This window comes from Micromonospora sp. L31, assembly GCF_052068075.1.
GTDB lineage: Bacteria > Actinomycetota > Actinomycetes > Mycobacteriales > Micromonosporaceae > Micromonospora > Micromonospora purpureochromogenes.
This window is the reverse complement of record NZ_JBQHDC010000004.1, coordinates 539,893-552,744: the sequence shown is the minus strand read 5'-3', so window position 1 is coordinate 552,744 and position 12,852 is coordinate 539,893. Positions and strand designations below refer to the sequence as shown.

General features: G+C 74.0%; 12 protein-coding genes. 9 read left to right on the top strand and 3 right to left on the bottom strand.

Going from position 1 to position 12,852, the window contains the following annotated elements; all coding sequences use genetic code 11:
- Positions 1–490: 490 nt before the first annotated feature.
- The 4 genes from fabG (at position 491) to ACTMS9_RS15175 (ending at position 3,902) form a co-directional block, all read left to right on the top strand.
- The gene (gene fabG, locus ACTMS9_RS15190) at positions 491–1,195 is read left to right on the top strand and encodes a beta-ketoacyl-ACP reductase (RefSeq protein WP_154936081.1); all 705 of its coding nucleotides are present in this window, start codon (positions 491–493) and stop codon (positions 1,193–1,195) included.
- A gap of 23 nt (positions 1,196–1,218) precedes the next feature.
- Complete coding sequence (fabI, locus tag ACTMS9_RS15185; protein WP_154936082.1) at positions 1,219–1,986, top strand: enoyl-ACP reductase FabI; 768 nt, start codon at positions 1,219–1,221, stop codon at positions 1,984–1,986.
- Between the two features lie 70 nt (positions 1,987–2,056).
- Complete coding sequence (locus ACTMS9_RS15180) at positions 2,057–3,088, top strand: ferrochelatase (RefSeq protein ID WP_441165248.1); 1,032 nt, start codon at positions 2,057–2,059, stop codon at positions 3,086–3,088.
- Between the two features lie 34 nt (positions 3,089–3,122).
- The gene (locus ACTMS9_RS15175) at positions 3,123–3,902 is read left to right on the top strand and encodes an HAD-IIA family hydrolase (protein WP_154936084.1); all 780 of its coding nucleotides are present in this window, start codon (positions 3,123–3,125) and stop codon (positions 3,900–3,902) included.
- A 62-nt stretch (positions 3,903–3,964) separates the two neighbouring features.
- Here the strand turns inward: ACTMS9_RS15175 and ACTMS9_RS15170 are convergent, their stop codons facing one another.
- A complete protein-coding gene (locus ACTMS9_RS15170) occupies positions 3,965–4,759 on the bottom strand; it encodes a hypothetical protein (protein ID WP_154936085.1) in 795 nt (264 codons plus the stop codon).
- Between the two features lie 237 nt (positions 4,760–4,996).
- On the opposite strand from ACTMS9_RS15170, the gene ACTMS9_RS15165 reads away from it, so the two are divergent.
- Positions 4,997–5,809 carry a DUF3097 domain-containing protein gene (locus tag ACTMS9_RS15165; RefSeq protein WP_154936086.1) on the top strand — a complete coding sequence of 271 codons (813 nt, stop codon included), beginning with the start codon at positions 4,997–4,999 and terminating at the stop codon, positions 5,807–5,809.
- 66 nt (positions 5,810–5,875) lie between these two features.
- Here ACTMS9_RS15165 and ACTMS9_RS15160 read toward each other — a convergent pair whose 3' ends face one another.
- Positions 5,876–7,189, bottom strand: a complete 1,314-nt coding sequence (locus ACTMS9_RS15160) for a serine hydrolase domain-containing protein (RefSeq protein WP_441165247.1) — start codon at positions 7,187–7,189, stop codon at positions 5,876–5,878.
- Positions 7,190–7,280: 91 nt separating this feature from the next.
- Here ACTMS9_RS15160 and ACTMS9_RS15155 point away from each other — a divergent pair, with 91 nt between their 5' ends.
- The 4 genes from ACTMS9_RS15155 to ACTMS9_RS15140 all read left to right on the top strand — a co-directional run bounded on the left by ACTMS9_RS15155 (position 7,281) and on the right by ACTMS9_RS15140 (position 12,272).
- Positions 7,281–7,754, top strand: a complete 474-nt coding sequence (locus ACTMS9_RS15155; protein ID WP_441146751.1) for an NfeD family protein — start codon at positions 7,281–7,283, stop codon at positions 7,752–7,754.
- A 5-nt stretch (positions 7,755–7,759) separates the two neighbouring features.
- Positions 7,760–8,866, top strand: a complete 1,107-nt coding sequence (locus tag ACTMS9_RS15150) for an SPFH domain-containing protein (RefSeq protein WP_280838289.1) — start codon at positions 7,760–7,762, stop codon at positions 8,864–8,866.
- A 152-nt stretch (positions 8,867–9,018) separates the two neighbouring features.
- On the top strand, positions 9,019–9,810 hold the full coding sequence (locus ACTMS9_RS15145; protein WP_154936090.1) for a hypothetical protein: 792 nt from the start codon (positions 9,019–9,021) through the stop codon (positions 9,808–9,810).
- A gap of 296 nt (positions 9,811–10,106) precedes the next feature.
- Complete coding sequence (locus tag ACTMS9_RS15140) at positions 10,107–12,272, top strand: transglycosylase domain-containing protein (protein ID WP_441165246.1); 2,166 nt, start codon at positions 10,107–10,109, stop codon at positions 12,270–12,272.
- A gap of 62 nt (positions 12,273–12,334) precedes the next feature.
- Here ACTMS9_RS15140 and ACTMS9_RS15135 read toward each other — a convergent pair whose 3' ends face one another.
- Positions 12,335–12,754: a GNAT family N-acetyltransferase gene (locus ACTMS9_RS15135; RefSeq protein WP_441146745.1), complete on the bottom strand. Its 420-nt coding sequence runs from the start codon at positions 12,752–12,754 to the stop codon at positions 12,335–12,337.
- Positions 12,755–12,852: the final 98 nt, after the last annotated feature.

Genomic DNA, 12,852 nt, shown 5'->3' with positions numbered 1-12,852 from the left:
TGAGCAGGACGCGCACACGAAGTCGTGACCGGGCGGCTCCACCGTGGGCCGTCCCGCGAGCGGGACGGCGCGGGCCGGCCACCCCGGCGGTGGCCGAGGCGGGCGGTGCGGGGAGCGGGAGCTGGGTCAGCTCGACCGACTGAGTCGTGGCTCAGCGGGGCTGACGGAGGGCCCGGCCACGACTGGGAGGATCGCTATCTCGCACAGCGATCACCTCCTGCGGTCGGCGGGGCCCGGAACGCGGGCCGGACGCCGACCCGCAAACGCCGATCATCGTACAACGGGGACGCTGCCGCCGCGCACCCGGCCGAGCGTCTGGACCGACCCGACCGAAGGGTCGGCGAGGAGGGGCCGGGAGGGGCCGGGAGGGGCCGGGAGGGGCGTCCGGACCCCTCGGACGGGGTCCCGGGCGGTCCGGGCGTTAGCGCTTACCTGTCGGTAACGCCTAGGCTCCGACCGACGCAGAGATCAGCTGAGCAGAGGGGGACCCGTGGCCCGTACCGTGCTGGTGACCGGCGGTAACCGGGGGATCGGCCTGGCCATCGCGCAGGCGTTCGCCAAGCAGGGCGACCGGGTGGCGGTGACCCACCGCAGCGGCGACGCCCCGGCCGGGCTCTTCGGCGTCCGGTGTGACGTCACCGACGCCGCGTCGGTGGACGCGGCCTTCACCGCCGTCGAAGCGGAGCTGGGGCCGGTGGAGGTGCTCGTCGCCAACGCCGGCATCACCGACGACACGCTGCTGATGCGGATGTCCGAGGAGCAGTTCACCGGTGTGCTGGACACCAACCTCACCGGCACCTTCCGCTGCGCCAAGCGGGCGTCGACGAAGATGCTCCGGGCGAAGTGGGGCCGGATGATCTTCATCTCCTCGGTGGTCGGCCTCTACGGCGGCGTCGGTCAGGTCAACTACGCGGCCAGCAAGGCCGGCCTGGTGGGCGTGGCCCGCTCGATCACCCGCGAGCTGGGCAGCCGCAACATCACCGCCAACGTGGTCGCCCCCGGCTTCATCGACACCGACATGACCGCCAAGCTGCCCGACGAGCGTCGCGCCGAGTACCGCAAGGCCATCCCGGCCGGCCGGTTCGCCGAACCGGACGAGGTCGCGGGCGTGGTCACCTGGCTGGCCTCGGACGCCGCCGGCTACATCTCCGGCGCCGTCATCCCGGTCGACGGCGGCCTCGGCATGGGTCACTGAGCACGACGATGGAGGAAACTGCAATGTCCGGACTGCTCGCCGGTAAGCGGCTGCTGGTCACCGGTGTCATCACCGACGCCTCGATCGCCTTCTCGGTGGCGAAGCTCGCCCAGGAGAACGGCGCGCAGGTCGTGCTCACCGGCTACGGCCGGCTCTCCCTGGTCGAGCGGATCGCCAAGCGGCTGCCCGAGCCGGCCCCGGTGATCGAGCTGGACGTGACGAACCCGGAGCACCTGGCCGGCCTGGCCGACAAGGTGCGCGAGCACGTCGACGGCCTGGACGGGGTGGTGCACTCGATCGGGTTCGCCCCGCAGAGCTGCCTCGGCGGCGGCTTCCTCGACGCCCCCTGGGAGGACGTGGCCACCGCGCTGCAGGTCTCCACGTACTCGTACAAGTCGCTGGCCATGGCGGCGCTGCCGCTGATGTCGTCCGGCGGCGCCGTGGTGGGGCTCACCTTCGACGCCACCAAGGCGTGGCCGGTCTACGACTGGATGGGCGTGGCCAAGGCCGGCCTGGAGTCCGCCTCCCGCTACCTCGCCCTGCACCTCGGCAAGCAGGGCATCCGCAGCAACCTGGTCGCCGCCGGCCCGCTGCGCACCATCGCCGCCAAGTCGATCCCCGGCTTTGACCAGTTCGAGGACGCCTGGACCGAGCGCGCCCCGCTCGGCTGGAGCCTGACCGACCAGGAGCCGGCCGCCCGGGCCTGCCTGGCGCTGCTGTCCGACTGGTTCCCGGCCACCACCGGCGAGATCGTCCACGTCGACGGCGGCTACCACGCGATCGGCGCCTGAGCCACCGGCGCACGCCGGTGCCCGCGGGGTGGCCGCCGGGCCGGCCCGGCCGTCGGGGGAGAATGGGACCATGGCGTACGACGCATTGGTGCTGGTCTCCTTCGGCGGCCCGGAGCGCCCCGAGGACGTGCTGCCCTTCCTGCAGAACGTGACCCGGGGCCGGGGCGTGCCGCCGGAGCGGCTCGACGAGGTCGTCCAGCACTACCTGCACTTCGGCGGGGTCTCCCCGATCAACCAGCAGTGCCGCGAGCTGCTCGCCGCGATCCGGGCGGACTTCGCCGCGAACGGCGTCGACCTGCCGGTCTACTGGGGCAACCGCAACTGGGATCCGATGCTCGCCGACACGGTGGCGCGGATGCGCGACGACGGGGTCACGCGGGCGCTGGCCTTCGTCACCAGCGCGTACGGCGGCTACTCGTCCTGCCGGCAGTACCAGGAGGACATCGCCGCGGCCCGGGCCGCCGTCGGCGCGGACGCCCCGGTGATCGAGAAGCTGCGCCAGTTCTGGGACCACCCCGGCTTCGTCGAGCCGCACGCCGACGCGGTGCAGGCGGCGCTGGCCCAGCTCGACCCGGCGAAGCGGGACACCACCCGGGTGGTCTTCACCGCGCACTCCGTTCCCGTCTCGGCGGCGGCCACCGCCGGCCCGCACGGCGGCCGGTACACCGCGCAGCTGGCGGAGGTCGCCCGGCTGGTGCACGCCGCCGCCGCGCCCGACCTGCCGTACGACCTGGTCTGGCAGAGCCGGTCCGGCCCGCCGCAGGTGCCGTGGCTGGAGCCGGACATCAACGACCACCTGACCGCGCTCGCCGAGTCCGGGGTGACCAGCGTGGTGGTCAGCCCGATCGGCTTCGTCTCCGACCACCTCGAGGTGGTCTGGGACCTGGACACCGAGGCGCTGGAGACGGCCAAGCGGCTCGGCCTGGACCTCGTCCGGGCGGGCACCCCGGGCACCGACCCGCGCTTCGTGGCGATGGTCCGCGAACTGGTGGCCGAACGCACCACGCCCGACGGGGAGCGGCTGCGCCGCCGCCTCGGTGAGCTGCCGATGTGGGACACCTGTCCCACGCCGTGCTGCGTGCCGGCCGCCCGCCGCCCCTGAGACCACCCACTCCGACACCCCCTGGGACGAGACGATGCAGGACCGCAAGCCGGTGCAGAGCTGGCTCACCGACATGGACGGCGTACTGGTGCACGAGGGCCAGCCCGTGCCCGGCGCCCCCGAGTTCGTCAAGCGGCTGCGCGCCTCCGGCAAGCCGTTCCTGGTGCTGACCAACAACTCGATCTACACCCCGCGGGACCTCCAGGCCCGGCTGGTCCGGATGGGACTCGACGTGCCGGAGGAGGCGATCTGGTCGTCGGCGCTGGCCACCGGCCAGTTCCTCGCCGACCAGCGGCCGGGCGGCACCGCGTACGTGATCGGCGAGGCCGGGCTGACCACGGCGCTGCACGCGGTCGGCTACGTGCTGACCGACTTCGCGCCGGACTACGTGGTGCTGGGGGAGACCCGCACCTACAGCTTCGAGGCGATCACCAAGGCGGTCCGGCTGATCAACGACGGGGCCCGGTTCATCTGCACCAACCCGGACGTCACCGGCCCGTCGGTGGAGGGCGCGCTGCCGGCCGCCGGCTCGGTCGCCGCGATGATCTCGAAGGCGACCGGGGTGGAGCCGTACTTCGTCGGCAAGCCCAACCCGATGATGATGCGCTCGGCGCTCAACACCATCAACGCGCACTCGGAGACCACCGCGATGATCGGCGACCGGATGGACACCGACATCCTCTGCGGCCTGGAGGCCGGGCTGGAGACCATCCTGGTGCTCACCGGGATCAGCAGCCGGGTCGAGGCCGAGCGCTACCCGTACCGGCCGTCGCGGATCGTCGACTCGGTCGCCGACCTCATCGACGAGATCTGACCGACCGGCGTCGTGCGCCGGCCGGGCGTCCGTCGTCCGTGCCGGCCGGCACGGGTACGCCCTCAGGGGCGCAGCGGAGCGTTGCAGGCGGCGACCAGCGCCTGCCGGCAGGCGGTGGTGAGCGGGCGCAGCGCGGCGTCGCGCTGCTGGGCCTCGTAGTTGTTGATCGCCCCGCCCGGCGCGCTGTGCCCGGCCAGGGCGAGCACCCGGTCCAGCACGGCCGCCCGGGCGAAGAGCCGCCGGGCGCGCGGGTCGAAGCCGGGCGGCAGGTCGGTGGCGCCGTCCGGGCGGCGCAGCGCCGCGAGGGCCCCGGCCAGCTCGGGCCGCCACTGGGCCACGTCGAGCCGGGTCAGCGCGGCGGTCGTCTCGGCCAGCGCGGCGGCCAGCTCGGCCTCGGCCTCCGCCGCGCCGGGTGCCGCGAGCGACGCCTTCGGCGCGTCGGCCGGCAGCGGGTACACCCGCCAGAGCACGGTCTCCCAGGTCATCCCGGAACCGGACGTGTGCGTGCGCACCTCGGGGATCAGCCCCAGCGGCCCGGCCACCACCGCCTCGCCGGCGAGCAGCGCCGCGCCGGCGAAGTCGCCGGGGCCGGGCAGGCCGCGCGGGTCGCCGGGTGCGGGCAGCACCAACCGGATCTCGTCGGGCGAGAGCTTGGCCAGGCTGGGCAGCGCGTCGCGCAGCGGGACGTCGGTCCAGGTGCCGGGCGCGTCCGCGACCAGGTGCTCCTCGTCGCCGGCGATGGATTCGGCGACCTCGTCGTACGGCACCAGGCCGGCGCGCCAGGCGCGTACCCAGGCAACGAACCGGCTCGACCGGCGCGGGGCAAGGGTGGCCGCGCCCGTTGCGGGGGAGGACATGCCGAAAGGGTACGTGGTCCCCGCCTGCCCTGTCTCGACTGCCGCTCCGGCCGCGTCACCTGCCCCGAACTGCCCGCTTCGCCCCCACCCGCCCGGCTGCGCCCCCGCCCTGGCGCTTCCTCGGAAACTGGGACCCGATCATGAGGAGCGCTGGGCAGGTGGGGCCGGGCTGCCACCGAGCGGGTGCGGCGGCGCGTCGGCGGGCGGCGCGCCGGGGCGGCGGTTAGTTTGATCGACATGGCGCGGCGATACGGCGAGGACGTGCTGGCGGGGGACTGGCGGCGGCGGAAGGTGACCCCGGAGGTCGACGCCGAGCCGGACCTGGTGGTCGAGGACGCCGACTCCGGCTTCTGTGGCGCGGTGGTCGGGTTCGAGTCCGGTGCGGTGGTGCTGGAGGACCGGCACGGTCGGCGGCGCAACTTCCCGCTGCTGCCGGCGGCGTTCCTGCTCGACGGCCGGCCGGTGACGCTGCGCCGTCCGACCCGCGCCCCGGTGCCGGCGGCCCGCCGACGGACCGCCTCCGGGTCGATCGCGCTCGACAACGTCCGGGCGCAGGTGGCCAAGGCGAGCCGGATCTGGGTGGAGGGCGTGCACGACGCCGCCCTGGTGGAGCGGATCTGGGGTGACGACCTGCGGATCGAGGGCGTGGTGGTCGAGCCCCTGGACGGCATCGACGCCCTCGACGCCGAGGTGCGCGACTTCGGCCCCGGTCCGACCCGGCGGCTCGGGGTGCTGGTCGACCACCTGGTGCCCGGCTCCAAGGAGAGCCGGATCGTGGCGAAGGTGACCTCGCCGCACGTGCTGGTCACCGGCCACCCGTACGTCGACGTCTGGCAGGCCGTGAAGCCCGCGGCGCTGGGCATCGCGGCGTGGCCGGTGGTGCCGCCGGGGCGGCCCTGGAAGGAGGGCGTCTGCGCGGCGCTCGGGGTGGCCGAGCCGGCGGACATGTGGCGGCACATCCTGTCCCGCGTCGACAGCTTCGCCGACGTGGAGACGCCGCTGATCAACGCGATGGAACGCCTGATCGACTTCGTCACCGAGCCCGGCTGACCGCCCGCCGGCTCCCGCTCGTCCGCCCGCCGGTGTGGCCGGGCCGGCGACGCGCACCCGAAGGGCTCAGGGCTCCTGGTCGGGGGTGCTGGTGAAGACGAACGTGGCGATGTCGAGGGCGACCGCCCGGCCGGCCTCGTCGCGGACCACGGTGAGGAGTTCGCCGTCCTGGGCGCCGGTGCGGCCCCGCCAGCGGTCCGGGCCCTCCGGGGTGAACCGGAGCACCGGCTCGCCGACCCGGCCGGCCCACAGCTCGCCCGCCGGGTCGGCGCGGAACTCGAACTCGACGCCCATCCACCACCAGCGGCCGGTCAGCTCGGCCAGTTCCCCGGCCGGCGGCGCGGCGGCCGGCCGCCACGGCGTCACCGGCTCGGGCTCGGTGTCGAGCACCAGGGTGAGCAGCTGCCGGGCGAGCCCGCCGAGGTGGGCCGAGCGCAGGCCGTACGCGTTGGCGTAGCCGACCACGGCGGTACGGCTCGGGCGGTGCACGGCCAGCGCGGCGACGTACCCGGGCATCGAGCCGCCGTGTCCGACGTAGACCCGATCGCCCTCCCGGTAGAGCTCCACCCCGAGGCCGTGCCCGCCGGTCCACGAGTCCAGGTCGCTGATCACCACGGGCGCGCACATCTCGGTCAGCGTCTCCGGGGCGAGCACGGCCGGCGCGGGGTCGGCGAGGAACGCCGCCCAGCGGGCCAGGTCCGCCACCGTGGACCAGAGCTGCCCGGCGGGCGCCATCGCCCCGGTGTCGGTACAGGGCTCCTCCCGCAGCGTGTCGTGCCACGGGTGCACCACGTAGCCGCGGGCGTACGGCTCGGTGGCGTCGTAGGTGGTGCGGTGCATGCCGAGCGGCGTCAGGAGCCGCTCCCGGGTCAGCTCCGCCCAGGGCGTGCCGGTGATCCGTTCCAGCACCCCGCCGAGCAGCCCGTACGCCAGGTTGGAGTAGTGGTACGCCCGGTGCGGCGGGTACGCGATCTTGTCGGGGGTCAGCCCGGCGACCAGCGTGGCCAGGTCGCCGCCCTCGGTCCGCTCCCACCACTGCCCGTCCGGCTCGCGTTGCAGCCCGCCGGCGTGCCCGAGGAGCTGGCGCAGGGTCAGCGCGCCGACCGGCGTGCCGGGCAGGTGCCGCTCCAGCGGATCGTCCAGGGCGAGCCGACCGGCGTCGCGCTGCTGCATGACCAGGGTGGCCGTCATGGTCTTGCTGATCGAGCCGAGCCGGTACTGCAGGTCGGCGTCGGGACGCGGGTGGTCCCCGGCGGCGGCGAGGTGGGCCAGCGTCCCGTCGCGGACGACACCCAGCACCAGCGACGGGGCGCGGCCGGTGGACTGCGCCTGCGCCACCAGCGCGTCAGCCCGGCGGACGGTCTCGGGCAGCAGGGGCACGGCGTTCTCCTCGGTCGGTCGTGGCCTACCCCGGCGAGCTTACTGATCATGGGGGTCGGTGCGGCGTGCGTCGGCGTGTCACGATTGATTGGTGGACGCCGTGGTGTGGGTCGTACTGGGTGTGCTGTTGGGCGTCGCCGAGATCTTCACGACGACGTTCTTTCTGATCATGTTCGCGGCCGGCGCGTTCGCCGCCGCCGGGGCCGCCGCGCTGGGCGCCCCGGTCCCGGTGCAGGCGCTGGTGTTCGCCGCCGTGTCGGTGCTCTCGGTGGCGTTGGTCCGGCCGGTCATCGCCCGGCACGCGCGCAGCGCGCTGGAGACCGGCGAGCAGGCGTTCGGGGTGGAGGCGCTGGAGGGCGCCACCGCGCTGGTGCTGGAGCGGGTCGACGACGGGCACGGCCTGGTCAAGATCGACGGTGAGCTGTGGAGCGCCCGGCCGTACGACGCGACGCAGTCGTTCGAGCCCGGTGAGCGGGTGCAGGTGATCAAGGTCCGGGGCGCCACCGCCCTGGTGTGGCAGGACGACATTTCCTCCCCCGGCGAGCTGCCGGAAGCGAAAAGGTGAGCGGTATGGAGTTTGCAGCGGTCCTGTTGGTGGCCGTGGCCCTGATCGTCGTGGTGACGCTGGTCAAGGCGGTACGCATCGTGCCGCAGCAGCGTCAGGACGTGGTGGAGCGGCTCGGAAAGTACAAGCGCACCTTGAACCCGGGCCTGAACCTGCTGGTCCCGTTCATCGACGCGGTGCGTACCAAGGTCGACATGCGCGAGCAGGTGGTCAGCTTCCCGCCGCAGCCGGTGATCACCTCGGACAACCTGGTCGTGTCGATCGACACGGTCCTCTACTACAAGGTGGTCGACGCGGTCCGGGCCACCTACGAGATCGCCAACTTCATCCAGGCCATCGAGCAGCTCACCGTCACCACGCTGCGTAACGTGATCGGCTCGCTGGACCTGGAGCGGGCGCTGACCAGCCGGGAGGAGATCAACCGGCACCTCTCCGGGGTGCTCGACGAGACCACGGGACGCTGGGGCATCAAGGTCACCCGGGTGGAGATCAAGGCGATCGAGCCGCCGGCGAGCATCCGGGACTCGATGGAGAAGCAGATGCGCGCCGAGCGGGACCGCCGGGCGGCGATCCTGACCGCGGAGGGACACAAGCAGTCGCAGATCCTCACCGCCGAGGGTGACAAGCAGTCCGCGGTGCTGCGCGCCGACGGTGACCGGCAGGCCCGGATCCTCCAGGCCGAGGGTCAGGCCAAGGCGATCCGTACCGTCTTCGACGCCATCCACCAGGCCAACCCGAGCCAGAAGGTGCTGGCCTACCAGTACCTCCAGGCGCTGCCGCAGATCGCGAACGGCACCGCGAACAAGGTCTGGATCGTCCCGGCCGAGCTGACCAAGGCCCTGGAGGGCATGGGCGGCGCGCTCGGCGGGCTGAGCCGGATGGTCGGCGACGAGCCGACGCCGGAGGCCTCCAACACCGCCAGCGAGGTCGAGCGCGAGGCGGCCGAGGCCGCCCGGGCGGCGGCCACCGCCGCCCAGGCGATCCACGACGAGGTACGCGTCGCCGAGGCGCAGGCCACCGGCGGCAAGGCCCCGCAGGGGCTGCCCGCCCCGGAGCCGGTCTCGCCGGAGAGCCTGGTGAACGACCCGTCGGACCAGCGCGCCCGCGGCTGATCCGGCGGCCGTCCGACCTCGGACGGCAAATGCGAGAAACACTCATACGGCGTCCCGGCGCCTGCCACGATCGGTCTGACGGACGGGTGGTGGCCAGGAGCCGGGGCGCCGGATGCGTCCCCGCGCCGCCCGTCGGAGCGAGCGAGGTGACCATGGACCCGGCGAAGCGGCTCTTCTCCAGCACCCCCGTCCCCGGCGCGCACGATCCCGCCGGCCCGCTGGGTACCCGCCGTACCGGTGGGGGGTTCGGCGTACTGCCCTTCGTCGGCGACCCGGGCCCCGCGGCGCCGGCCACCAACGCGAGCTGGGCGTGGTCGCTGCGGCGCTTCGCCCGCGCGTCGGTGTGGCTGCTGCCCGCGTACGCGGTGCTGTACGGCGTGGTGGCGATGGCCAGCGACGGCGGGGTGGGCAACGACCCGTACCCGGCCGACGGCCGGCCGCTCTACCTGGTGGGCTGGGTGGCCGCGGTCTGGCTGGGCCTGCTCGCCCTGCTGGCGTTGACCGGGCTGCTCGCCGCCACCCGCGACCGCAAGGTAGCCGTCACCGGGCTGCTGGTCAGCATCGCCGGCACCGTGCTGATGCTGCCCTTCGCCGGGCTGGCCGAGCAGACCCCGGTTTTCGGGACCACCGCCCGGATGCTGGTCCTGGTCGGCGCCACCTTCTACAGCGCCGGCTGGCTGTTCACCGGCTGGTCGGTGGCCCGCTCCGGGATGTTCTCGATGGGTGACGGCGTGATGCTCATGATCGCCGCCCCGCTGCTCGGCCTCGGCGGCGCGCTGATCGGCTCGCTGCAGACCTTCGGCGCCATCTTCGTCCTGATCTCCGGCATCGGCATCGGCTACCGCTCCGGCCGGCTGGTCCCCGCCGCGATCGCCCGCGACGCCGCCACCGCCAGCGTCCCCACCTCGACCGGCGGCCCCCAGGGCCCCCTCCCCGCCGCCTGACCCCCCGCCCCCGCACCGCGCCCGCGCCCGCCTTCGCCGGTTGATCAAGAAGTTTGCGTCGGGAAATGGCCGCCGGCTGACGCAAACCTCTTGATCAACGCCAGGCAGTCGGGCGAGCGGGGACAGGAGGGCCGTGACGGGGGCGCGGGGGGCGCGGCGGTGCAGAGGGGATGACAGGGCGGAGTGGGGACGGGAGGGGTGTGGGGCGGAGAGATGGCTGGCAGGTCACGGTGAGTTAGCTGACAATCGCGTGCCGGGGTGGCCCGCTTCACGAATTGCTGGCAATCCTGGACACCATGCCCCGACCCCGGTCGCCGCTGTCGCGGCTCTTCACCGTGCTGCTCGCCGGCCTGCTCGCCGGCCTCGTTCTCGCGGTCGCCGCGCTGCCGGGCAACCTGCTCGCGGGCACCGTGACCAAGGCGGCCCTCGGGGCGTACGACGAGCTGCCGGCGGCGCTGCGCACGCCGGCCACCCCGCAGCGGTCCTACCTCTACGCCAACGACGGCACGACGCTGCTCACCACGTTCTACGACGTGAACCGCACGGACGTGCCGCTGGCCGAGATCGCTCCGGTGATGCGGCAGGCGATCGTCGCCGCCGAGGACCGGCGCTTCTACTCGCACGGCGGAGCCGACCTGCGCGGGCTGGCCCGCGCCGTCGTCGCCAACCTGACCGGTGGTTCGGCCCAGGGCGGCTCGACGCTGACCATGCAGTACGTCCGCAACGTGCTCAAGACCGATCCCAGCCGCACCGCCGAGGAGCGGCAGGCCGCCACCGAGCAGACCGTCGGGCGCAAGCTCCAGGAGATCCGTTACGCCACCGCGCTGGAGGACTCCCTCAGCAAGGACGAGATCCTCAACCGCTACCTGAACATCGCGTACTTCGGTTCCGGGGCGTACGGCGTCGCGGCGGCCAGCCAGCGTTACTTCGGCAAGGCCCCGGCGGACCTGACCCTCGGCGAGGCCGCCCTGCTCGCCGGCCTGGTCCAGTCGCCCGACGAGTACAGCCCGATCGACGGCGACGCCGAGGCGGCGCTGACCCGGCGCGGGTACGTGCTCGACGCGATGGTCGCCACCGGCGTGATCACCGAGGCCCAGGGGGCGCAGGCCCGGGCCGAGAAGCTCACCCTGCGTCCGACCGCCCAGCCCAACGGCTGCGTGGCCACCCGGACCGACGACGCCGGCTTCTTCTGTGACTACGTGCGCCGGTGGTGGCTGGAGCAGCCCGCGTTCGGCGCCACCGCCGAGGAGCGGGAGCAGGCGCTGCGCCGGGGCGGCTACCGGGTGGTCACTTCGCTCGACCCGGACGTGCAGGCCACCGCGGCCAGCCAGGCCCGCAAGGTGTACGCCGACGACGACGCGCGGGCGGTGCCGATCGCGGCGGTCGAGCCGGGCACCGGCCGGGTGCTGGCGATGGCGGTCAACCGCCGGTACGGCGTGGGGGAGAACGAGACGGTCAACCCGCTGATCTCCGGCGGCGGCAGCGTCGAGGGCTACCAGGCCGGCTCGACGTTCAAGATGTTCACCATGCTCGCCGCGCTGGAGGCCGGCAAGCCCCTCGCCACCGGCTTCGACGCCCCCAGCCGCCTGCCCACCCGGTACGCCGCCGAGGGCGAGGGCAGCTGCGACGGCAGGTGGTGCCCGGCCAACGCGAACCCGGAGCGGATGGACGGCTACCGGATGATGTGGGACGGCTTCGGCCGCTCCGTGAACACCTACTTCGTCTGGCTGGCCGAGCAGGTCGGCCAGGACAAGGTGGTGGAGATGGCGCAGCGGCTGGGCATCACCTTCCGCGCCGAGGCCGACGCGGACTTCGCCGCGAACGACGCCGCCGACTGGGGCGCGTTCACCCTCGGCGTGGCCGCCACCACCCCGCTCGACCTGGCCAACGCGTACGCCACCGTGGCCGCCGAGGGGACGTACTGCGCCCCGACCCCGGTGGTGTCGGTGACCGCGCCGGACGGCACGAAGGTGCCGGTCGGCCAGCCGTCCTGCAAGCGGGTGCTGGAGGCCGACGTCGCCCGGGCCGCGACCGACGCGGCGCGCTGCCCGGTGGGGCAGCAGTCCGCGTACGCGCAGTGCAACGGCGGCACGGCCAGCGGGGTGGACCGGATCGTGGGCCGCCCGGTCGCCGGCAAGACCGGCAGCTCGGAGAAGAACGCCACCGAGACCTTCGTCGGGTTCACCCCGCAGGTGGCGGTCGCCGGGATCGCCGCCAACCCGGACGACCCGAGCGACGCCGTCGGCGCCGCGGTGCAGAGCAAGGTGATCGACGCGGTCGCCCGGATCATCCGCGCCGCGGTCGACGGCCAGCCGGTCCGCGACTTCACCGCGCCGAGCCGCGAGCTGGCCGGCAACCCGCAGCGCCCCGAGCCGAAGCCGGCGCCCCGCCCGGACGAGCCGCGGCGCGAGCAGGAGATCCCCGACGACATCCTGCGCTGGCTGCAGAGCCGCCGCGGCTGACGGCCGGCCGCACGATCGTGGACGGTCACCGTTCCCCCTCGGGGACGGTGACCGTCGCCGGGTCAGGAGGTGCGGCGCGGGCCGACCCGGAACATGCCGGTCATGTCGTCGTGGACGGCGTAGCCGAACCGTCGGTAGAGGGCGACCGACCCGCCCGCGGCGAAGAGCCCCACGAAGGTGCGCGCCGAGGCGCGGCCGGCGATCCACTCCTCCAGCCGACCGAGGATGGCGGCCCCCACCCCCCGGCGCTGCCGTTCCGGCAGCACGGCGAGGTCCTGCAGGTAGTAGTAGATCGCCCCGTCGCCGATCAGCCGGCCCAGCCCGATCACCCGGTCGCCCTCCACCGCCACCACGGCGTGCAGCGAGGCGGCCAGCGAGGCGGGGATCGCCGCCGGGTCGTACGCGTCGGCCCAGCCGACGGCGCGGGTCACCGCGACGAACTCCTCGACGGTCGGCAGCCGGTCGACCAGTCGGTACTCCATGATCGAAGCCTAGGTCGGTGCTGTCGATCCGAGTCATGGGTTCCCGTAGCGCGGGCGCCGTGACCGGAGGGCGGCCAGAATGAGGGGGGCCGCTCGCG

Bases quoted from the DNA above. Each gene is read 5' to 3' on its own strand.
- fabI (WP_154936082.1), top strand. From the start codon at position 1,219: ATGTCCGGACTGCTCGCCGGTAAGCGGCTGCTGGTCACCGGTGTCATC.
- ACTMS9_RS15180 (WP_441165248.1), top strand. From the start codon at position 2,057: ATGGCGTACGACGCATTGGTGCTGGTCTCCTTCGGCGGCCCGGAGCGC.
- ACTMS9_RS15175 (WP_154936084.1), top strand. From the start codon at position 3,123: ATGCAGGACCGCAAGCCGGTGCAGAGCTGGCTCACCGACATGGACGGC.
- ACTMS9_RS15170 (WP_154936085.1), bottom strand. From the start codon at position 4,759: ATGTCCTCCCCCGCAACGGGCGCGGCCACCCTTGCCCCGCGCCGGTCG.
- ACTMS9_RS15165 (WP_154936086.1), top strand. From the start codon at position 4,997: ATGGCGCGGCGATACGGCGAGGACGTGCTGGCGGGGGACTGGCGGCGG.
- ACTMS9_RS15150 (WP_280838289.1), top strand. From the start codon at position 7,760: ATGGAGTTTGCAGCGGTCCTGTTGGTGGCCGTGGCCCTGATCGTCGTG.
- ACTMS9_RS15145 (WP_154936090.1), top strand. From the start codon at position 9,019: ATGGACCCGGCGAAGCGGCTCTTCTCCAGCACCCCCGTCCCCGGCGCG.
- ACTMS9_RS15140 (WP_441165246.1), top strand. From the start codon at position 10,107: ATGCCCCGACCCCGGTCGCCGCTGTCGCGGCTCTTCACCGTGCTGCTC.
- ACTMS9_RS15135 (WP_441146745.1), bottom strand. From the start codon at position 12,754: ATGGAGTACCGACTGGTCGACCGGCTGCCGACCGTCGAGGAGTTCGTC.